The 21,785-nt window shown below is 51.9% G+C and carries 22 protein-coding genes; 19 read left to right on the forward strand and 3 right to left on the reverse strand.

What is annotated here, in order from left to right:
• The first annotated feature begins 315 nt into the window (after positions 1-315).
• From dsrA to AB8516_RS17660, 15 genes are all read left to right on the forward strand, one after another.
• Positions 316-1,557 carry a dissimilatory-type sulfite reductase subunit alpha gene (gene dsrA, locus AB8516_RS17590; RefSeq protein WP_369163325.1) on the forward strand — a complete coding sequence of 414 codons (1,242 nt, stop codon included), beginning with the start codon at positions 316-318 and terminating at the stop codon, positions 1,555-1,557.
• 84 nt (positions 1,558-1,641) lie between these two features.
• Positions 1,642-2,712, forward strand: a complete 1,071-nt coding sequence (gene dsrB / locus AB8516_RS17595; RefSeq protein ID WP_108290500.1) for a dissimilatory-type sulfite reductase subunit beta — start codon at positions 1,642-1,644, stop codon at positions 2,710-2,712.
• A gap of 40 nt (positions 2,713-2,752) precedes the next feature.
• Positions 2,753-3,145: a sulfurtransferase complex subunit TusD gene (gene tusD, locus AB8516_RS17600; RefSeq protein WP_108290498.1), complete on the forward strand. Its 393-nt coding sequence runs from the start codon at positions 2,753-2,755 to the stop codon at positions 3,143-3,145.
• Between the two features lie 15 nt (positions 3,146-3,160).
• Positions 3,161-3,571, forward strand: a complete 411-nt coding sequence (gene tusC / locus AB8516_RS17605) for a sulfurtransferase complex subunit TusC (protein WP_369162519.1) — start codon at positions 3,161-3,163, stop codon at positions 3,569-3,571.
• A 15-nt stretch (positions 3,572-3,586) separates the two neighbouring features.
• Positions 3,587-3,892, forward strand: a complete 306-nt coding sequence (tusB, locus tag AB8516_RS17610; RefSeq protein WP_369162520.1) for a sulfurtransferase complex subunit TusB — start codon at positions 3,587-3,589, stop codon at positions 3,890-3,892.
• Between the two features lie 44 nt (positions 3,893-3,936).
• Positions 3,937-4,269, forward strand: coding sequence for a TusE/DsrC/DsvC family sulfur relay protein (locus AB8516_RS17615; RefSeq protein WP_069125287.1), 333 nt, complete (start codon positions 3,937-3,939; stop codon positions 4,267-4,269).
• A gap of 78 nt (positions 4,270-4,347) precedes the next feature.
• Entirely contained in the window at positions 4,348-5,070 is a 723-nt protein-coding gene (locus AB8516_RS17620) for a respiratory nitrate reductase subunit gamma (protein ID WP_369162521.1), read from the forward strand.
• An 18-nt stretch (positions 5,071-5,088) separates the two neighbouring features.
• Complete coding sequence (dsrK, locus tag AB8516_RS17625) at positions 5,089-6,630, forward strand: sulfate reduction electron transfer complex DsrMKJOP subunit DsrK (RefSeq protein ID WP_369162522.1); 1,542 nt, start codon at positions 5,089-5,091, stop codon at positions 6,628-6,630.
• Positions 6,631-6,709: 79 nt separating this feature from the next.
• Complete coding sequence (locus AB8516_RS17630; protein ID WP_369162523.1) at positions 6,710-8,656, forward strand: NAD(P)-binding protein; 1,947 nt, start codon at positions 6,710-6,712, stop codon at positions 8,654-8,656.
• An 8-nt stretch (positions 8,657-8,664) separates the two neighbouring features.
• Positions 8,665-9,135, forward strand: a complete 471-nt coding sequence (locus AB8516_RS17635; RefSeq protein ID WP_369162524.1) for a sulfur reduction protein DsrJ — start codon at positions 8,665-8,667, stop codon at positions 9,133-9,135.
• Between the two features lie 2 nt (positions 9,136-9,137).
• Positions 9,138-9,890, forward strand: a complete 753-nt coding sequence (gene dsrO, locus AB8516_RS17640) for a sulfate reduction electron transfer complex DsrMKJOP subunit DsrO (protein WP_369162525.1) — start codon at positions 9,138-9,140, stop codon at positions 9,888-9,890.
• A 22-nt stretch (positions 9,891-9,912) separates the two neighbouring features.
• A complete protein-coding gene (nrfD, locus tag AB8516_RS17645; RefSeq protein WP_369162526.1) occupies positions 9,913-11,100 on the forward strand; it encodes an NrfD/PsrC family molybdoenzyme membrane anchor subunit in 1,188 nt (395 codons plus the stop codon).
• A 142-nt stretch (positions 11,101-11,242) separates the two neighbouring features.
• On the forward strand, positions 11,243-12,634 hold the full coding sequence (locus AB8516_RS17650) for a cobyrinate a,c-diamide synthase (protein WP_369162527.1): 1,392 nt from the start codon (positions 11,243-11,245) through the stop codon (positions 12,632-12,634).
• Positions 12,635-12,668: 34 nt separating this feature from the next.
• Positions 12,669-12,989, forward strand: coding sequence for an iron-sulfur cluster assembly accessory protein (locus AB8516_RS17655; RefSeq protein ID WP_108290480.1), 321 nt, complete (start codon positions 12,669-12,671; stop codon positions 12,987-12,989).
• Positions 12,990-13,066: 77 nt separating this feature from the next.
• Positions 13,067-14,173 carry a sulfur reduction protein DsrS gene (locus AB8516_RS17660; protein ID WP_369162528.1) on the forward strand — a complete coding sequence of 369 codons (1,107 nt, stop codon included), beginning with the start codon at positions 13,067-13,069 and terminating at the stop codon, positions 14,171-14,173.
• On the opposite strand, the gene AB8516_RS17665 is transcribed toward AB8516_RS17660, so the two are convergent.
• From AB8516_RS17665 to grxC, 3 genes are read right to left on the reverse strand one after another with little or no spacing between them, the layout of a single operon-like run.
• Positions 14,170-14,589 (reverse strand): hypothetical protein, encoded by a 420-nt coding sequence (locus AB8516_RS17665; protein ID WP_369162529.1) that lies wholly within the window; start codon positions 14,587-14,589, stop codon positions 14,170-14,172. The two genes, AB8516_RS17660 and AB8516_RS17665, sit on opposite strands and share 4 nt — an antisense overlap.
• Before the next feature lie 49 nt (positions 14,590-14,638).
• On the reverse strand, positions 14,639-15,049 hold the full coding sequence (locus AB8516_RS17670; RefSeq protein WP_369162530.1) for an RNA-binding S4 domain-containing protein: 411 nt from the start codon (positions 15,047-15,049) through the stop codon (positions 14,639-14,641).
• Positions 15,046-15,309, reverse strand: a complete 264-nt coding sequence (gene grxC / locus AB8516_RS17675; RefSeq protein WP_108290472.1) for a glutaredoxin 3 — start codon at positions 15,307-15,309, stop codon at positions 15,046-15,048. Before grxC ends, AB8516_RS17670 begins: the two co-directional genes overlap by 4 nt.
• A 440-nt stretch (positions 15,310-15,749) precedes the next feature.
• Here grxC and pepN point away from each other — a divergent pair, with 440 nt between their 5' ends.
• From pepN to AB8516_RS17695, 4 genes are all read left to right on the forward strand, one after another.
• Positions 15,750-18,413, forward strand: coding sequence for an aminopeptidase N (pepN, locus tag AB8516_RS17680; RefSeq protein WP_369162531.1), 2,664 nt, complete (start codon positions 15,750-15,752; stop codon positions 18,411-18,413).
• A gap of 95 nt (positions 18,414-18,508) precedes the next feature.
• Positions 18,509-20,062: a CHAD domain-containing protein gene (locus AB8516_RS17685; protein WP_369162532.1), complete on the forward strand. Its 1,554-nt coding sequence runs from the start codon at positions 18,509-18,511 to the stop codon at positions 20,060-20,062.
• Positions 20,059-20,802 (forward strand): ParA family protein, encoded by a 744-nt coding sequence (locus tag AB8516_RS17690; RefSeq protein ID WP_369162533.1) that lies wholly within the window; start codon positions 20,059-20,061, stop codon positions 20,800-20,802. Before AB8516_RS17685 ends, AB8516_RS17690 begins: the two co-directional genes overlap by 4 nt.
• A gap of 28 nt (positions 20,803-20,830) precedes the next feature.
• Positions 20,831-21,757: an ABC transporter ATP-binding protein gene (locus AB8516_RS17695; protein ID WP_108290466.1), complete on the forward strand. Its 927-nt coding sequence runs from the start codon at positions 20,831-20,833 to the stop codon at positions 21,755-21,757.
• Positions 21,758-21,785 lie beyond the last annotated feature (28 nt).

The following is a 21,785-nucleotide window of genomic DNA, read 5'->3' on the forward strand; positions in this document are numbered from 1 at the left end:
AATTAAAGACTTTAACATATTGTTATTACTGTGTATTTTGTGTCAAATTTGACCCCATTTTACCCCAAAATTCATGAAAATATATCCCAAATGGGATAGTCATAAATATCTCTTTCCCTCCCATCGGAAGGATATTGGTCTGCATTAGACATCCCTAAAATTTCGCACCAGTAGAAACAGGCCTGTTGCCTGTAGCGCGGTTTTGGATTGCAGGTTTGTAGCCGTTTTTCTATGCCAAGGTGTTTGGCGCAGCTTGAACATCAGGCGAAGATTCAGCAAAAAGACCTGAACAAACGACCATTGGGAGAAAGAGTGATGGCAAAACAGATGCATGATACCCCCATGCTTGACCAGCTGGAGAGCGGCCCCTGGCCCTCGTTTGTCACCGGCCTCAAGCGTCTCGCCAACGATAACGACATGATGGTTGACCTGCTGGGTCAGCTCGAGACCTCATACGAGACACGCAAAGGTTACTGGAAAGGCGGTACCGTTGGCGTGATCGGTTATGGTGGCGGTATCATCCCCCGCTTTACCGAACTCAAGGGTGAGGACGGAAAAGCATTGTTCCCCGCAGCAGCCGAGTTCCACACTCTTCGCGTCATGCCGCCTCCGGGCATGCACTATGACAGCAACACCATCCGCAAATTCTGTGACATCTGGGAGAAGTACGGATCCGGTCTGATCGCATTCCATGGCCAGTCCGGTGATATCATGTTCCAGGGTTGCACCACCGACAACGTTCAGCCCGCATTTGACGAGATTAACGAGATGGGCTTCGATCTTGGTGGTGCCGGTCCGGCTGTACGTACCGGTATGTCCTGTGTCGGTGCCGCTCGCTGTGAGAATTCATGTTTCGATGAAGGCCGTACCATGCGTATGCTGGTCAACAACGCCCTCGATGACATGCATCGTCCCGCGCTGCCCTACAAATTTAAATACAAGGTTTCAGGTTGTCCCAACGACTGCATGAACTCCGTGCAGCGCGCCGACCTGGCTACCATCGGTACCTGGCGCGACGATATGAAGGTCGACCAGGACGAGGTCAAGAACTTCGTCGCTGATAAAGGCCGCAAGTATGTCATCGACAATGTCATCACCCGTTGCCCGACCAAGGCCCTGTCCCTGAATGACGACGATACCCTGGCGGTCGACAATCCTTCCTGTGTCCGTTGCATGCACTGCATCAACGTGATGAACAAGGCACTCTCTCCCGGTGACGATAAGGGTATTACCCTGCTCTGTGGCGGTAAGCGAACCCTTAAGATCGGCGATCTGATGGGTACCGTGATCGTGCCTTTCCACAAGCTGGAGACCGATGAGGATTTCGAGTGGTTGGAAGAGTTGGCGACAGAGATCCTCGACTTCTTCGCCGAAAACGCCCTCGAGCACGAGCGTACCGGTGAGATGATCGAGCGTATCGGCCTGGTCAACTTTCTGGAAGGTGTCGGCCTCGAGATCGACCCCAACATGATCGAGCGTCCGCGTATGAATCCTTACTTCCGTAGCGACGACTGGGATGAGGAAGCGGCCAAGTGGGCTGAGAGAAAGGCCCAGTAACACCGATCTAGATATTAGGGGGCAACGGGTTCGCTCGATTGCCCCTTAAAACGAATCAATTACCCTATTTTTTTGGAGGTAGGTATGTCGGAAGTTCGTATGCCGATTGAGAGTGGCGTCCCGGAGATGGAGCCCTACTTACACCCCGTGCTGAAGAATAATTACGGCCAGTGGGCTTATCATGAGCGTCCACGCCCCGGTGTGTTGCATCACGTCGCCAAAAGCGGTGACAGCATCTGGACCGTACGTGCCGGCACCCAGCGTCAGATGGATGTCTACACCATCCGCAAGCTGATGGACATCGCCGACGAGTTTGCCGAAGGTTATGTCCGCTTCACCATTCGCTCCAACATCGAGTACATGGTGAGTGAGGAGTCCAAGGTTCAGCCTCTGATCGACAAGCTGGAGTCCGAAGGTTTCCCGATCGGTGGTACCGGCAACTCTGTCTCAATGATCTCTCATACCCAGGGTTGGTTGCACTGCGACATTCCCGGTACCGACGCATCCGGTGCTGTGAAGGCTTTGATGGATGACCTCTACGATGATTTCGTGAAGGAAGAGATGCCGAACCGTGTGCGAATCACCACCTCCTGCTGCCAGATCAACTGTGGTGGTCAGGGTGATATCGCCATCAACATTCAGCATACCAAGCCGCCGAAAATTGACCATACCCAGGTCGCCAACGTTTGTGAGCGTCCTTCGGTCGTGGCCCGCTGCCCGGTAGCTGCTATCCGTCCCGCCATGGTCAACGGTAAGCCCTCCCTTGAAGTGGACGAGAAGAAGTGCATCTGCTGCGGTGCCTGCTTCCCGCCCTGTCCTCCCATGCAGATAAACGATCCGGAGCATTCCAAGTTCGCGATCTGGGTGGGTGGCAAGAACTCCAATGCCCGATCCAAGCCGACCTTCCACAAGCTGGTGGCTGCCGGTGTGCCCAACAATCCGCCCCGCTGGCCCGAAGTTTCCACCGTGGTCAAGCAGATCCTCAGCGCCTACAAGGAAGACGCCAAGGATTGGGAGCGTATCGGTGAGTGGGCTGAGCGTATCGGTTGGCCGAAATTCTTCGAGAAGACCGGTCTGCCTTTTACCAAATATCACATCGATAACTGGCGTGGCAGCCGTAACAACCTGAATGCCTCTGCGCATATCCGCTTCTAATTCAGGAAAATCGTTTGGGCAATAACAGGAAGGTCTACTGATGAAATTCGCGATTCAGGTAAATGAGGGTCCTTATCAGCACCAAGCCACGGACTCTGCATACCAGTTCACCAAAGCTGCACTGGAAGCCGGACATGAGATTATGCGTGTCTTCTTCTATCACGACGGTGTCAACAACGGCACCAATCTGACAACACCTCCGCAAGATGATCGGAACATTGTCAAGCGTTGGTCCGAGTTGGGTAAACAGCACGATCTCGATCTGGTGGTTTGCGTGGCCGCCGCCCAGCGGCGGGGTATCGTCGACGAGGGTGAGATGCAGCGCAACGGTAAGGATGCGCAGAATCTTGCTGAAGGTTTTCGCATCTCCGGCCTCGGTCAGTTGGTCGAGGCGGGCATCCAGTCGGAACGACTGGTGGTATTCGGTGATTGAGTATAGGGGTTGACGATGTCTGAAGATGTTAAAAAGTTCATGTACCTCAACCGTCGGGCCCCCTACGGCACCATCTATGCCTGGGAGTCACTGGAGGTTGTATTGATCGGCGCTGCGTTTGATCAGGATGTCAGCCTGGCTTTTCTGGATGACGGGGTCTATCAGCTGGTCAAAGGACAGGATACGGCTGGAGTGGATATGAAGAACTTCTCACCCACCTACCAGGCGCTTGGTGATTACGACGTCACCAAACTGTATGTAGAGAAGGAGTCATTGGAGGAGCGAGGATTGACCTTGGATGACCTGATGCCTCTAACCTACGAGGATGAAGATGATGATTGGGCGGAAAAGGACTCTATCCGTGTGGTCAGTCGCGCTGAAATGACGGACATCATGGAAGAACAAGATGTCATGTTCAGCTTCTAAGTCGGAGACGAGTGAATGAGTACCCTACATACTGTTAACAAATCACCTTTTGAAAAGTCTTCGATGGATAGCTGTCTGGCCTACGCCAAAGCAGGCAGTTCTGTCCTTATGTACGAAGACGGCATTTATGGCGCGATCGAAGGTACTGACTGCACACAGAAGATTGCTGCCAAAGATGGTGTGAATTTCTATGTACTGGGCCCGGACCTTAAGGCTCGCGGTGTAAGCGAAGACAAGGTCGCTGACGGCATCGAAATTGTGGACTACGCCAGGTTTGTCAGTCTCGCCGCAGAGAATGACAAGGTACAGGCCTGGGTCTGATTGTATTAACTGAATAACTTTCAACTCTATCTGGGAGAGAAAATATGGCTATCGAAGCTAACGGCAAAACCTTCGAAACTGATGAAGAGGGTTACCTGACCAATCTGGCCGATTGGGAGCCCGCTGTTGCCGAGGCAATGGCTGCGGAAGATGACCTGCCACTGACCGACGAGCATTGGGAGATCATCAACTTCCTGCGTGAGTACTATGAAGAATATCAGATTGCTCCTGCGGTTCGTGTACTGACCAAGGCTGTAGGTAAGAAGCTGGGTAAGGATAAAGGTAACTCAAAATATCTTTATGCCCTGTTTCCATATGGCCCAGGCAAGCAGGCTTGCCGTTTTGCCGGTCTGCCTAAACCGACTGGCTGTATCTAAAGGCACGTGCTTGCGATGGAGGTGCTTATTGTCCCTCCATCGCAAATCACTTGATCATTTTTTGAGGAACGCAGGATTATGTCATTTGCCTACGCGTTGCTGTTTATCGTAGCGACCTTAGTTCTTGTCCTTGGACTGGCCAGGAAAATTGTCCAGTACGCCAGAACGCCTGCTCCATTAAAGATTCCGACCACACCGGCGCCTGTCAATCAGACTGGTGTGGTTCTACGGATGTTTCGTGAAGTCGTTTTTTTTGAGAGTTTGTTCAAGAGCACCAAGTGGACCTGGGTCTTCTCATGGATGTTTCACATGGGGCTGTTTCTGGTTCTCGCGCGGCATGTCCGTTATTTTATCGACCCTGTGTGGCTGCCGATACAATTGATTCAACCCTTTGGTAAATATGCGGCCTTTGCCATGATTGCAGGGCTTGCCGGACTGCTGATCCGGAGAATATTCGTCGATCGCGTCCGCTACATCTCCTCTCCATCCGATTATCTTTGGCTGCTGCTGCTGATTTTTATCGGCCTGAGCGGTGCGACAATGACATTCCTGATCCATACTGATGTGGTTGCCGTTAAGCAGTTCTTTACCGGTTTCTGGACATTCAGCGGCGGCGATCTTCCCATGGACCCGGTTCTGCTTGTTCATCTGTCCCTGGTGGCGGTACTGATGCTGCTTCTGCCGTTCAGTAAATTGCTGCACATACCGGGTGTCTTTTTCAGCCCAACCCGTAATCAGGTGGACAATCCGCGTGAAAAACGCCATCTGGTTGATTGGGCAAGAAAGCTCGAAGAATCCTAAGGCCTATGAGGTTTACAAATGGCTGGAGCTGAGTTTGAAACACCGGAACTGACAGAATTCATTGAGGTTCCGAAACTGGTTGACGGTACCATGGAGCATATCACCTGCTTCGTGGCCAAGCCCGAACATCAGGAGGCTTTGGGCTTTCCTGGTGAAAAGGTGGAGAATTGGAAGGAGGTCGCCATCGACAAGATGGGCGATCTGTTAAGCCGCTATCGTTCATTCCAGGTGTTCATGGATGCCTGTGTGAAGTGCGGTTCCTGTACCGACAAATGCCACTACTATCTCGGTACGCAAGATCCGAAAAATATGCCGGTGGGCAGGCAGGATCTGTTGCGTAAGGTCTATCGCCGCTATTTCACCTTCGCCGGCAAGTACTTTCCCAAACTGGTCGGTGCGGTGGATCTCACCGAAGTGGTGATCGACGACTGGTACAGCTATTTCCATCAGTGCTCCCAGTGCCGTCGCTGTTCGGTCTTCTGTCCCTATGGCATCGATACAGCGGAGATCTCGATGGCGGCCAGGGAGATACTCGACTCCATCGGCATCGGACAAAAATACTGCAACGAGATTATCGGCAAGGTCCACAAGATTGGTAACAACCTGGGACTGCCAGGGCCTGCCATTGAAGACACCCTTGAGGGTCTGGAAGAGGACGTCTGGGAGGAGACCGATGTAGCGGTCAAATATCCGCTGGACGTAAAAGGCGCTGAAATCCTACTCGTGACACCTTCTGCTGACTTTTTCGCTGAGCCCCATGTGGACGGTTTGATCGGTTACGGCAAGGTTTTTCACGAAGCGGGCGTCAGCTGGACGCTCAGCACCAAGGCCTCCGAGGCAGGCAACTTCGGCATGTTTATCGGCAGCTACGAGAATATGCGTCGCGTCTCCCTGCGTATACGCGAGGCGGCGTTGGAGTTGGGAGTGAAGCGCATTGTCTTCGGAGAATGCGGGCACGCCTGGCGCATCGCCTACAGCTTTTTGAATACATTGGCAGGACCATTCGATTTTCTCAACCCCGACTACCCGGTGCCGCAGCACATATGCGAGTTCACCCTGAATGAGATAGAGCAGGGCACCCTGGAGTTCGACAAGTCTGAGAACGACGATATGTCGATCACCTTCCACGACTCCTGCAACGTGGCCCGCGCATCGCGCATGGGCGACAAGCCGGGCGGTCAGTTCGAGATACCCCGCAAGGTGATCAAGGCGGTTGTCAACAACTATCACGACATGGAGTGGGACACCATCCATGAGCGTACCTTCTGCTGCGGCGGTGGCGGCGGTCTGCTTACCGACGACCTGATGGAGGTCCGGGTGAAGGGCGCCAAGCCGCGAATGACGGCATTCAAGAATGTCATGGACGAAAAGGGCGTTACTCACCTTGCGGCAATCTGCGCCATATGCAAGAGCCAGTTCAGCAAGGTGTTCCCCTATTACGGCATGGATATGTTTCAGATCGTCAGTGTTCATCAGCTGGTGAGTAATGCAATTGTGATGAACAGAAAGACGCCGCCCGAGGAGGCTCCCGGTTACGGCGAAGACGAAGATGATGAATAGAACACGATAACTAGCGCAAACTACGATTCCTACCCTGGGGTAGGGCACGACCAAGACAAGTTCCAAGAGGAGACTGAAAATGGCAACTCCTAGTGAAGAGATGAAAAAACAGATTACTTGGCGCCGTTTTGAAGACGGTGAAAACCAGTGGGATGACTGGGGTGATAAAATCTTCCTTGAAGACACCTCCTATAAGTGCCCTACCTATATCAATCGTACACCACCTTGCCAGGGCGGTTGCCCCTCCGGCCACGATATCCGCGGTTGGCTGGCAATCGTGCGTGAACAGGAAAAGCCTTCAGAAGGTCTGGAGTGGGAGCAGTATGCATTCGAGCGTGCTGTAGAGGCCAATCCCTTTCCTTCCATGATGGGCAGAGTATGTCCGGCGCCTTGTCAGGATGGGTGTAACCGTAACGACGTTGAGGACTTCGTAGGTATCAACGCTGTTGAACAATACATCGGTGATACCGCTATCGAGAAGGGCTTCAAATTCACTCCGGGCGCTGATACCGGTAAGAAGGTGGCTGTAATCGGTGGTGGTCCCGCCGGTATGGCGGCTGCTTTTCAACTGCGTAAGATGGGTCATGCTGTGACTGTCTTCGAGAAGGATCCCGAGCTTGGCGGTATGATGCGCTATGGTATTCCAAACTATCGTATCCCACGTGACAAACTGCAGGCGGAGATCCAACGTATCGTCGATATGGGCGTTGAGATCCGGGCCGGTGTCAAGGTCGGCTCCGATGTTCCTGTAGCCGATATTGAAAAAGAGCACGATGCAGTTCTCTGGGCTCTTGGGTGCCAGAATGGCCGCGACCTGCCGGTGGATGGTTGGGTCGGTACCCCCAATTGCGTATCCGGTGTGGCTTTCCTCAAGGCCTTCAATGAAGGCCGCATGAAAGTAACCGCTGAAAAAGTGGTCTGTATCGGTGGTGGTGACACCTCTATCGACGTGATCTCTGTGGCCAGACGCCTGGGTACGAACAGTGCAGCCGGTAATCCTGAAGACGTCGTGCTCGATACCAGCATGAACCAGGACGATGCACTGGCCGAAGGGGCAGCGCCTGCCGACGCGACACTGACATCCCTGTTCACCAAAGACAAGATGTTTGCTGCCCAGCACGAGATACACGATGCGCTGCACGAGGGTTGTGAGATCCTGGACGGTGTGATGCCGTTGGAAGTGATTGTCGGTGATGCTGGCCGCGCCACAGGACTCAAAGTGTGTGACTGTACCATGGATGGTATGACTCCGATTCCTACCGAGGGTACGGAGCGCATATTGGAGGCCGATCTCATCGTTTCAGCGATTGGTCAGAGTGCCGATATGGAAGGTCTAGAAGAGATGGCCAACGACAAAAACCTGATGGACGCTGACAAGTTTTATCAGGTTCCAGGTAGGGAAGGCCACTTCGTGGCCGGCGATATCATTCGTCCTCACCTGTTGACCACTGCCATCGGTCAGGCCTCTATCGCCTGCGACAGTATCGATGCCTATTTGACCAAGAAAGAACTTGCCAAGCGTCCGAAGGTTGATGTGCACCATTTCGACCTCCTGGACAAGCTGAAAGAGGCCCACCTGGAACCTGAGGCCTTTGATAGCAGTGAAGGCGACATGCGCGGTACCAGCGATGCCAAGTATGCAGTGCATAATTATGAAGACCGTTCTCACCAGGAAGTGATTCCGGCAGATGATCTGTTCCTCGGGCACTTCTCTTTCACACCGCGCCTACTGCGTTCCGAAGATGTGCCCACAGCAGATGAAGTACTGCATCATTTCAAGGAGCGCATGAACGGTCTGAATCAGGAGCAGGTACAGGAAGAAGCCAAACGTTGCATGAGCTGCGGCATGTGCTTCGAGTGCGACAACTGCATCGTGTTCTGCCCGCAAGACGCGGTCTTCCGGGTCAAGAAAGCGGAATCGACCACGGGTCGATATGTTGATACCGATTACAACAAGTGTATCGGTTGCCATGTTTGCACCGACGTTTGTCCCACAGGATATATCCAGATGGGGTTAGGTGAATAGGAGCTGAGATGCGTAGTTCTCTCATCAGCAAAAGACTCCTCATCATACTGCTGGCTGGTCTGCTGTTACCCGCCATGCAGGCCATCGGTGAGAGTCGATATGTAACCAAAAATTCCAAGGCAGCCTCGTTGGATAGCTGTGTGGCGCCGACCGACGAGATACGTCGCAACCATATGGATTTTCTCCAACATAGCAGGGACGATACGGTTAGGGATGGAATGCGTGGTTTGAAATACAGTCTTTCCGAGTGCATCGATTGCCACGCCTCAAGGGATTCCAGCGGCCAGGCTGTATCGGTCACCAGTGAAGGCGAATTTTGCCAGGCTTGTCACGGTTACGTTGCGGTGAGCCCCGCTTGTTTTCAGTGTCATCGTACGAAACCGATGGAGAGTGGAGGGGGAGATTCGCTTGGTTACCATTCGGATGAGCATACCCCTGTCTGGGATGTGCAACAGCCTGCTGGCAGACAGAGAGACTGATCATGAGCAATAAGAGTGACCAGCCGAGTGTAGACCGCCGCCAGTTTATCGGCGGAACCGTAGCAGCTGCCGGGGCGTTGACCCTGGCGCCTGGCGTCATTTTGCACGCTGCAGGTGAAACAGATGATGCACCTTCGGGGGCGTCCGGCAAACACCGCTGGGGCATGCTGATCGATGCCAATAAGTGTGCCGAGGGTTGCAGTGCCTGTGTTGAGGCCTGTAACAACGAACATGGCCTGACCGGGTATGACAGGCCAGCGACTGACGCGGTCTGGATCCGTCCGGTCAAACTGAAGGACAAGCAAACCGGCCATGTTAATCGCATGGTTATGATGTGCCAACATTGTGAACACCCTCCATGTGTCGATGTCTGTCCCACCAATGCATCATTCAAACGAATTGATGGTGTCGTGCTTGTCGATCGCCACCGTTGTATCGGTTGTCGCTACTGTATGATGGCGTGTCCCTATAAGGCACGCTCCTTCGTGCATGAGGCACTGACTGATCAATCGGTGAATGCGCCCCGTGGCAAGGGGTGTGTCGAGTCCTGCACCCTTTGTGTACACAGGATTGATGCCGGTGTTATGCAGACGGCCTGTCAGGAGGCATGCGACAAGGAGGGTCATTCAGCGATTTTATTTGGTGATTTGAAGGATCCCAACAGCGAAATCAGTCGGGTTCTCAAATCTCGCAACTCAGTACAGATCCGGGCCGACCTCGAGTTGAATACCGGTGTTCGTTACCTCAACCTGTGATCTGTAGGGAGCTTGGAATCATATGAGTAAGATGTACTACCGCGAGCTCTACTGCGGCTCACCTATCCGCTTCTGGATGGGCTTGGCACTGCTCGGTGCATTTATCGCCGTGGGTCTGGGCGCTGCCTATTTCATGGAGCATCAGGGCCACTGGGTCACCGGCATGTCCAATCAGATCGTGTGGGGCCTGCCACACGTCTTCGCCATCTTTCTGATCGTGGCCGCATCGGGTGCATTGAACGTCGCCTCCATCGGCTCTGTTTTCGGCGGTCCACTGTACAAACCGTTGGGTCGTTTTTCCGGCCTTTTGGCGATCGGGCTGCTGGTAGGTGGCTTGATGGTGCTGGTTCTCGATCTTGGCAGGCCCGACCGCTTGATCGTTGCCATGACGGAGTATAATTTCAAGTCGATATTTGCGTGGAACGTTATCCTCTATAGCGGATTCATTGCCATAGTCGCTGTCTACCTCTGGGCAATGATTGATCGCGGCATGGAGAGATTTAAGCGTCCGTTGGGCTTTGCAGCCTTCTTCTGGCGCATTGCGCTCACCACAGGTACCGGGTCCATTTTCGGCTTTCTGGTGGCTCGCGAGGCATACGATGCGGCTATCATGGCGCCAATGTTCGTCATCATGTCGTTCAGTTACGGCTTGGCTTTCTTCATTATTACCCTTATCGCCGCCTATATGTGGGGCGACAGAGAACTTGGCGATCTGCGCCTGACCCGGCTTAAGAACCTGCTCGGTGTATTTGTCGGCGCAGTGCTCTATTTCGTGTTGGCCTATAATCTGACGAATCTCTATGCAACCCAGCATCATGGTATCGAGCGCTTCATCCTGTTGGATGGAGGTATCTATACAGTGATGTTTTGGATTGGCCAGATACTCATAGGCAGCATTATTCCGCTTTTTCTGATCTATTCGCCTGCCTTTGAAAAGTCCCGCTGGGCAATCGCGGCGGCCTCGGTTGCCGTGCTCATCGGAGGATTCTTTCAGATCTATATCATCGTCATAGGGGGACAGGCTTACCCAATGAACATGTTTCCAGGCAAAGAGGTAATCGAATCCGGCTTCTTCGATGGTCAGGTAGCAAACTATGTCCCCACATTTCCCGAGGCCGCTCTGGGTGTCGCAGGTATTGCCGTAGCACTGGCTTTAGTGGCGATTGGCGCGCGGATTATCAAGGTATTCCCAGAAACCCTCGAAGACTGACCCTTCAGACCGGATTACTGCTGAAAATCCATCACCGCTTGCCGGTGGTGGATTTTTTATCTACGAGGTAGGATGGGCTCCTGTAAAGGGTATACCAACCCGCCCCTGTTGAGTGTGATTGATCCTCTATCGATGGTTTCCCGTGTCAGCGATATACCTATCAGCCGCCCATAAATCCTCCGGCAAGACAACTCTGGCCATCGGTATTGTCAGAGTTTTGATCAAACGAGGAATCGTACTACAACCATTCAAGAAAGGACCTGACTATATCGATCCTTTGTGGCTCTCCGCCGCCGCAGGCAGGGATTGCTATAATCTTGATTTTTACACACAGACCAGAGACGAGATTCTACATAACTACGCCAACTATATGAGTGGCAGAGAGATGGCCCTTATCGAAGGTAATAAGGGGCTTTTTGATGGTGTAGATATCGAAGGCTCCAACAGCAACGCAGCGATGGCAGCCTTTTTAAACACGCCGGTGATACTGGTCATCAACTGCCGTGGCATGACTCGAGGCATCGCCCCGTTATTATTGGGTTATCAGGCATTTGACCGGAACATAGAATTGGCAGGTGTGATTCTTAATCAGGTTGGGGGGAGCAGGCATCAATCAAAGCTGATACAGGTCGTCGAACACTACACGGATATTCCGGTGTTGGGCGCTATACAGGCAGACAGCCGGCTGCAGATCGATGAGCGACACCTGGGATTGATTCCAAGCAATGAGAGTGAGACATCAGAGCAGATTATCCAACTGCTGGCAGAAACCGTTGAGCAGCATGTCGATATTGAAAAAGTGATTGAAATTGCGGCGAAATCCTCGATGCCCCCCATCAATACCACACGAACTTCGTCCTATTCACTGCCAAGAAATCCACTTAGAATCGCTATTGCACGTGACAAGGCGTTTGGTTTCTATTATCCGGATGATCTGGACAAGTTTCGTGCACTGGGTGTGGAGTTGATAGAAATCGACACCTTGAATGATAAGGAACTACCTGAAATCGATGGACTTTTCTTAGGTGGAGGCTTTCCGGAAATGGCCATGGAAGCACTCGAGGCGAACCGCCCGATGCGGGATGCGATTACGGAGTATGTGGAGCAGGGTGGACCGGTGTATGCGGAGTGCGGTGGTTTGATCTATCTGACCCGAAGCCTTACCTGGGGCGCCAAAAAATGTAGAATGGTTGGCGTGATACCGGCTGATACCCGGATGTACGAAAAACCACAGGGTAGGGGTTACGTGCGTTTGCTCGATACCGGCAGGGGTCCTTGGCCCCAGCTGGCGGAGGATGAATCGAATCGGCAGATCCACGCGCACGAGTTCCACTATTCATCGCTGGAGTCATTTGAATGTGATGAAAATGATTTTATGTATCGGGTGGAGCGTGGCGCTGGAATCAACGGTGAGTCTGACGGTTATATCTACAAAAACCTGCTGGCGAGCTATACGCATATGAGGAATGTGGGCGGAAACAATTGGGTTCAGCGATTTGTGGCGCATGTGGATGCGTTTAAAAACAAGGGATAAACTACTGTAACTGCAAAATTCAAACAGGTGACAGATGTTTAAGATAACACCTCGGGCAGCGCAACAGATACAACAGGCGGCAAAGATGGGCGGCACCGAAGGTATGGCCCTGCGTTTCGCCGCACAGAAGAAAGAGGATGGCTCATTTGACTATCTGATGGGATTCGACGATGCCAAGGATGACGATATTCAGTTCGATTCCGAAGGGGTCAGTGTGATTATGGAACCTGAGTATTTCTCCCTGCTCGATGAGACAACCATGGATTTCGCTGAATTGGACGATGGAGAGAGCCAATTCATTTTCATCAATCCTAAAGACAGCAACTACACGCCTCCGAAAGAACCTGTTCAATAGAACAGACTGCCTAAACATGATTATGCGTGGAATGAAATTCCCGTTGGCTTCGAAAGAAACAGGAATTGTTGTCTGAAATGGAGCTGACGAGTGAGGATTCACTACGCCTGAATGTGTTGCTGGCAAACAAGCCGCAAGCGATACGCATTGACGAATCCTCCATGACCCTGTTTGGATTGTCTGAAAGAGGTGAATCCAGAATAATCCTCAATCCCAATTGCCGTGACGACCTCTATCTACGCAAGGTGCGTGAGCTGCTATCCGGCCATGTGCAGGGCTCTCCCGGCGGTTACCCCGTCTATCTCAAGCGCTGGAGCCGCATGGGTCAGACCCGTGACGATAATCTCGAGCAATTGCTGCTGCTAGGAGAGCCTGAAGCAGTGGTGGCCTTTACCTGCGCCAAGGGCATAACCGACGAGTTGGCCAGACGCGCCTGGTGGATCAGCCAGGATCCTGACAATGCGCGTCGAATGCTGGATAACCCACAGATCGTGGACGGCAGTATGGGACCGGAATTGGCCCGGTTTCTGCTCGACTATCTCCCCTTTGAAACTGAATCGATGGTGATCATTGAGAGCTTACGATTGATATTGCAGCCCGGTTTGATCAGTGAACAGGAGAAGGTCAGTCTGTGGAAGCGCTGTCAACGCAAACCGACTTACTATCTTGGTTTTCTCGCGGCATTGCCGGACGATCTGCCGGTGGAGTCGGTGCCAGGGTCTATGACTGATCATGAGAAGGCCGCGCTGCTTCCATTGTCGGAACAGGGCAATCCCTTTGCCGCACAGCTGTTACGGATCCACACATCACCCGGCCAGGGTTTTATTTCCACCGTGCTGAAAGTCATCGAGAAACCGGCCAATCAGGATGTTGTGGCGACACTGCTCGATGTTGTTCGTGAATATCTGCAATCGCTTCGGCCAACAGGTGATCCCGATCTGACCCTGGAAGAGCTTGAAGCTGAAGCGGATGGATTGTGTAGTGATGCATTTGTTGCCTGCCGCGACGCTGTCAGCCGGCGGGAGACAGAAATACGCAGCCTCTATCTATTGTCCGGTCTTGGCTATGGGATCGTCAGACCGGTATTGTCTAATACCGATGCGATTGGCTCACTGATGCGGAAAAAATTGGCACCAGTATCTGAACGGTTGAAGCAACTTTTGCAGCGATTTCAGGGTGGTTAACGGCGATTACCACGCTGCCTGCCTTTATAGGCGGATACCTGCTGAATGAGGGTTTGGTACGGCAGATTCTCCAACCGCCCATAGAGTGTCGTAGCTTTGTTGATCAATTCAAAGATATCGTCGATAAGTTCAGGTATTGGGTGTTCCGGATGTATTGCGGTGAAGAGACCCCGCAATCCTCCCACCTGAAGCCGCATCGCCTTGCCATGCGAAAGAACTGCCTTGTCATCGTTTGATTTCAGGGCAAACCTGGCCTGATGACGGAGTGTTTCCAGTAGTTCCTGGCACTGTTGCAATGCTTCATCTGAAACGCAATGAACACCCTCACGTTCAGCGATACAGAGTTTTTTAGATTGTGAACAGGAGCAATGGCGAGACAGGATACTTTTTTCATAAGCACAGATGCGCTCATTCATCTCTCGATATGTTCGACGGAAAGCATCCTGGTCCATTGCTAGGCCCTAGTTAATTGGATTTTCCGGTGAATCGGTGAATCATACGCCGCTGCTTCTTGTTGGGTTTGCCATAATCCGTTCTGGGCGACATTGAACGTTCGAGCCGCTGTACCTCTGTTATCTTTTCCCTGCGCTCGATACTTTCCGCCGTTTCATCATAGAAACAGCGCGCCTCTGCTGCCGGTCTTCTTTTTGTCGCTAACACCCGCACCGTTATATCCCACTCCAAGGCGCCTTTGTGGATTCGAAGATGCGAACCCGCTTTGATCTCCTTACCGGGTTTGGTCCGCTGGCCATTGAGATGCACTTTACCGCCGATAATCGCTTCACAGGCGATCTGGCGGGTCTTGAAAAAGCGTGCAGCCCATAACCACTTATCCAGGCGGACTTTTTGGGGTGCTTGATCAAGGAATTGATTCATTCCTCTGATCTACCCAGTAAGAGATCGAGTTGACCCGATATTTCCAGCGAGGCGAGGTCATCGTAGCCACCAACATGATAGTCATCAATGAAAATCTGCGGAACAGTGTGCCTGTTGCTGCGGCGCAACATTTCCTGCATCACATCATGATTGTGTTCGATGCGAATTTCCTCATATGCGACACCTTTATTTTCCAACAGATGCTTGGCCCGAACACAATAGGGGCAGATGGCGGTTGAATACATGACGACATTTGGCATAAAACCCTATTCCTCGGCACCAGATTGCAAGTATATTATACCTAACTATTTGTAAAAAAAGGAAAATAAAAAAATATTATCCATCCTGTCTATCCTATCAGCAGAAGAAAACAAGTTCTACGACAGGGACAAACGAATGGTGTTTATATTACTTTAATCATATAGATTAGCAGATCAGTATAGTGGTAATAGCGGGTATCTCCATCCATTATTTGATCTGTTTGGCTGTCGCATTCGCGAGTGGCAATGAGTTTGATTATCCATACATAATGGTTTGTGGCGCCGGAATCACTGGGACTCACTCAGCCGCTGAATATCAGCCAATAACTCAGCGTTTATCGTCCCGGACTATTATAGGAAAATGAATGGATTCAGACCTGAGTTACTGAACCGACTCTCTGTTCCCGGCCTGCAGATCTCAGAATAGGTGATACCAACCGATGCGAACAAAAAATGCCAAAACCATTAATTTAAAGGATTACCGTCCACCGGAATACCTCATTGATGAAGTAGAGCTGGTTATTAATCTGCAGGATGAGTCAACGCATGTTACAAGTCGATTGCATATTCGAAAAAATCCGGCCAGTGAAGCCATCAAACCTGAGTTGAAGCTGGATGGTGAAGCGTTGCAGCTGCAAAGAATTGAGTTGGATGACCAGCCACTCGGTAAGGAGGCCTATCAGGTTGATGAGAGATCATTGATCGTTCCCAATGTGCCGGAGCGTTTTACCCTGACCACGCAGGTTGCTATCTATCCACAACAAAACACCAACCTCGAAGGTCTCTATCGGTCAGGCGGGCTCTATTGCACTCAGTGTGAGGCCGAGGGTTTCAGGCGTATCACCTACTATCTCGATCGGCCGGATGTGATGGCACGCTTCAGTACCACCATCATCGCCAGCCAAACTGATTACCCTGTAATGCTTGCGAATGGGAATTGTGTCGATGAGCGGGAACTGGAGGATGGCCGCCACCAGGTAAGTTGGAATGACCCCTTTCCCAAACCCTGCTATCTGTTTGCCATGGTCGCCGGCAAATTACAATTTCAGCAGGATTGCTATACCACCAGTTCCGGCAGGGAGGTCGACCTGCGAATCTACGTGGAGCCCGAGAACATCGATAAATGCGGTCATGCCATGGGCTCATTGAAAAAGGCCATGGCCTGGGATGAAGCACAATATGGACGTGAGTATGACCTGGATATCTATATGATCGTGGCGGTGAACGATTTCAACATGGGTGCCATGGAGAACAAGGGCCTCAATATATTCAATTCAAAATATGTGCTGGCCCGCGCCGATACCGCCACGGATAACGACTACCAGGGTATCGAAGGGGTCATCGCCCATGAATATTTCCATAACTGGACGGGTAACCGGATCACCTGCCGCGACTGGTTTCAGCTCAGCCTGAAAGAGGGGCTGACCGTTTACCGTGACCAGGAGTTCTCCGCTGATATGGGATCACGCGGGGTCAAACGAATAGAGGATGTGCGCCTGTTGCGCAACCATCAGTTCGCCGAAGATGCAGGTCCGATGGCCCATCCGGTGCGTCCGGACAGCTATATTGAGATCAACAATTTCTACACTGTGACAGTTTATGAGAAAGGGGCTGAGGTGGTGCGCATGCAAGCGAATCTTCTCGGGCCTGGCCTCTATAGAAAAGCAACGGATCTCTATTTTCAGCGCCATGACGGTGAGGCCGTCACCACCGATGACTTTGTTCGGTGCATGGAGGATGCCAGTGGCCGGGATCTGAGCCAGTTTCGTCTCTGGTACAGCCAGTCGGGTACGCCGGTGGTCGAGGTGGAAGCCGAGTATAAAGTACAGCAGGGCAGCTATCGACTCCGATTCCGCCAACACTGCCCGGATACACCGGGACAGCAGAATAAAAAGCCCTTCCATATACCGCTTGAAATTGCCCTGCTGAACAACGAGGGAAGAGAGCTGCAGTTGCAGTTGCAGAATGAGGCGGAACCACAAGGTACCCGGCGACTGCTTGAACTGTCTGAAGCAGATCAGCAGTTTACCTTTGTCGGCCTAGATGAAAAGCCTGTACCCTCCCTGTTGAGGGGATTCTCGGCGCCGGTGAAGCTGCGATACCCTGCGACAGATGAGGAGTTGATGTTTCTGATGGCCAGGGACACGGATCCTTTCAATCGATGGGATGCTTCCCAGGCACTGGCACAGAGAACCCTGTTGAATCTGGTGGCTGACTATCGAGCAGGTAAGACCCTGGAGCTGGCTGAAGGTCTGGTGAAGGCCTTTGAGGCCGCGCTAAGCAATGAGACCGCGGATAAGGCGCTGTTGAGTGAAGTATTGCAGCTTCCCGGTGAATCCACATTGGGTGACCAGATGGAGGTTGTCGATGTAGAAGCGATCCATCATGTCAGAGAATGGCTCAGGCATGCATTGGCCAGCCGCTTACGCCGGCGCTTGTTGGCGGTCTACCAGCAGAATGGGTCTCAATCTCCATACGATATTGATCCGGTATCCATAGCCCGGCGAAGATTAAGAAATCTGGCCCTGGACTATCTTATGCAATTGCATGAATCGGAGATCCACAAGCTCTGCTTTGAACAATTCGAGAAGGCAGACAACATGACCGACGTGATGGCGGCGCTCAGCAGTCTGGCGAATACCGATTGCCCCGAGAGGGATCTCGCTCTAGCCACCTTTGAGAAGCGATGGATTGATGAGCCGCTGGTCATGGATAAGTGGTTTGCGGTACAGGCGAATTCCCGCCTGCCCGGGACATTGCAACGGGTCCGGGCGTTGATGAACCACGCAGCCTTTTCCCTGCGGAATCCGAACAAGGTTCGCAGTCTCATCGGTGTCTTCTGCAGTATGAATATCAGTGCGTTTCACAGGATTGACGGATCAGGTTACGAATTTCTGGCCGATCAGGTCATCACGCTTGATAGATTGAATCCGCAAATAGCAGCCAGGATGATGCGGATCATGAGTCGCTGGCGTCGTTATGACGATCAGCGTCAGGCATTGATGCACACGCAATTCGAGCGTGTCCTGTCTCATTCCGAGATTTCGAAAGATGTCTATGAGATAGTCAGCAAATGCCTGGCAGAAGCCGTTGATGATCAGTAATAGATAAGGTGGATAGGGAACAGTTCTGACACTGGTAATTGTCACATCCAGCCGGGTCAGTTACTCTCTTGGTTTGTTAAATCTGAGGTTGTCCCATGGCACAACATCCACTTACCTACATGCTACCTGACGAGCTCGATCTGGATGGGCTCCGTAAGGTTCTCTCTGAAACCTATCGTTTATCTGTAGATTCCCCGGTCAAGGTGAGACAGACCTATTTTGATAGTTTTGACTGGCGTGTCTGGCAAGCAGGCGGCGAGTTGCTCCAAGAACGGGGGGAAATGGACAGGCTGTGTTGGGTGAATCGAAAAAGTCATCAACAAATTGCCTGCCAATCCATCGAATCACCTCCCGGATTTGTACAGGATATTCCTCAGGGTCCTGTCCGGGAATGCCTGGTGCCGGTATTGGAGATGCGTGTATTGTTGCCGATGGTGAATATCAATCAACAACGATACACCTTACGCATTTTGGATGCTGAAGAGAAGACGGTTGTCAGGGTTATTTTACTGAAGAATCAGTTCAGTGCGGTCAAGGGTAAAAAGAAGGGTGATTTGGATGGCCGGATCGTGCTGCAGCCGTTGAAAGGCTATGAGACTGACTTTCTCAAGCTCAAGCAACAATTCGCATCACTCAAACTCCGGCCATCGGAACAGAGTCTGTATGAGGATGCGCTGCTGGGTGTCGGGCGAAAAGTGGGTGATTACAGCTCCAAGCTCAATTTCAGACTCGATCCCGATGCGCCCGCCTATGTGACGGCTCGACAGATCATGCTCAGCCTGCTGAATACCCTGGAAGCCAATATCGATGGCACCAGGGCAGATCTGGACAGTGAGTTTCTGCACGATTTGAGGGTTGCCACACGACGTACCCGTTCTGCCATGAGCCAGATAAAAGGGGTATTTGATCCGGAGCAGCTGGAGCCTTTCAAACAGGCCTTTGGCTGGATTGGACAAATTACCGGCGAGACGAGGGATCTGGATGTCTATCTGCTGCACTATCCGGACTATCGCGCCTCCCTGCCAAAGACGATTCAAAAGGATCTTGATCCTTTTCATGCTTTCCTGCAGCAGCATCATAAACTGGCGCAGGCCGGGCTGGTGAAGAAAATCAACTCGCCCCATTTCAGAAAAAACCTGAAAGCCTGGCGCAGTTGGCTGCAGTCCCCGGGAGGGGAGAGTGATCAGGCACCCAGTGCGATGCGTCCTACGGCAAAACTCGCGGACAAACGGATTGGAAAACTCTACAAACGGGTGCTCAAAGATGGTTTGAACATTGGGGATGATTCGCCCGCAGAGCTGCTTCACGAACTCCGTAAGGATTGTAAAAAGCTGCGTTACTTAATGGAGTTCTTTCAAAGTCTCTATCCCAAACCTGCAATCCGTGAGTTGATCAAGGCACTGAAGGTGATACTTGACAATCTGGGCGAGTTTCAGGATCTGGAGGTACAGGCCAACTCATTGGAGAAATTCGGAGAACAGATGTTGAATGAGGGTGTACCGGCGAGTGCGCTGATGGCGATGGGCATACTCGTTGGCAAGCTGTTGGAGAGACAGGAACGGGCGAGGGCCGAGTTTGTTGATCTCTTTACCGATTTCAGCAGCGAATCGAATCAAAACGCCTTTCAACAGTTGTTTGGAGTGAGATGATGCATATCATCGGGGTCTATAACATTAAGGGCGGGGTCGGAAAAACAGCGACAGCCGTCAATCTCTCCTACCTTGCCGCAAGGCAGGGTTACCGAACACTGATTTGGGACTTGGATCCCCAGGCAGCCGCGACCTTCTATTTTCGTATTCAACCGAAGGTTAAGGGCAGTAAAAGGCTTGTTAAGGGAAAGCTCGATCTGGACGACGTGGTCAAGGCGACAGATTTCGACAATCTCGATATGCTGCCTGCGGATTTCTCCTATCGCAATATGGATCTGCGAATGGAGGACGCGAAGAAACCCACCAAGCAGTTATTGAAACTGTTACGCCCGCTCTCGAAGACCTATGACTACGTCTTTCTTGACTGTCCGCCGAGTATTTCTCTTGTTTCGGAGAATATTTTCCGCGCCGCAGAGGGACTGCTGTTACCGTTGATACCGACTACGCTCTCAATGCGCACTTACGATCAGCTCCTCGATTTTTTACAAGGTCACCGTATCACCGGATTGAAGTTAATGCCCTTCTTTTCCATGGTGGATCGACGTAAGCGGATGCATCTGGATATTATGGAGAACTTCCCGGACGCTCAAGGTGAACTGCTGAAGGCGCAGATCCCCTATGCCAGCGACGTGGAGAGGATGGGAATTCATCGAATGCCGGTACAGGCGTTCTCCCCCAACTGCTTTGCGGCCAGTGCCTACCAGGCATTGTGGATGGATGTACAGACTCGTCTGGGCTAGTCTCTGATATCGCCTGACAAAAAAGACTGTGTCTGCCCTTGTTATAAAAAAACTTCACAAGACCTACCGCAATGGGTTCGAGGCCCTCAAAGGAATCGATCTCAAGGTTGATGAGGGAGATTTTTTTGCTCTGTTGGGGCCGAACGGTGCCGGTAAGTCCACCGCTATCAGTATCATCGCCTCCCTGATAAACAAAAGTGCCGGTGAAGTCGTGATCTATGGCTATGATCTGGATAAGGAGAAGGATCAAGCCAAGTATCTGATCGGCCTGGTACCCCAGGAATTCAATTTCAATATGTGGGAGCCGGTGGTGGAGATCCTGGTTAACCAGGCGGGGTATTACGGGATTCCACGTAAGCTGGCATACCAAAGAGCCGAGGCGTCATTGGAAAGATTGGGTCTATGGGAAAAGCGTAACACCCAGTCTCGATGGCTTTCAGGCGGGATGAAACGCCGATTGATGATTGCCAGGGCCTTGGTACACAAGCCGAGACTGTTGATTTTGGATGAACCGACAGCCGGTGTTGATATCGAAATTCGCCGTTCGATGTGGCGTTTTATGCGTGATATCAACCAGCAGGGGACAACCATTATTTTGACGACCCACTACCTGGAGGAGGCAGAAAGCCTGTGCCGCAATATTGCTATTATTGATCACGGACGAATCGTCGAACAGACCAGTATGTCGAGATTACTGAGTCAATTGCATACCGAGATTTTTCTGCTCAATCTCGCATCACCCATAGACAGGCTGCCCGATCTGCCGGGCTATCGTGCAACTTTGATCGATCGTGAAACCCTGGAGGTGGAGGTGATACGCGAACAGAGCATGAACCAGTTGTTCGGGCAGCTTACGCAGCAGGGTATCGAGGTTGTCAGTATGCGCAACAAACAGAACCGTTTGGAACAGATGTTTGTCGACCTGGTCGACCGCTCCAAACAACAGCAGGTGTGACCAGTGGCAGTATCGGGCCTCTGAAAAC

The sequence above is a fragment of the Candidatus Thiodiazotropha sp. LNASS1 genome (genome assembly GCF_964212655.1).
GTDB lineage: Bacteria > Pseudomonadota > Gammaproteobacteria > Chromatiales > Chromatiaceae > Thiodiazotropha.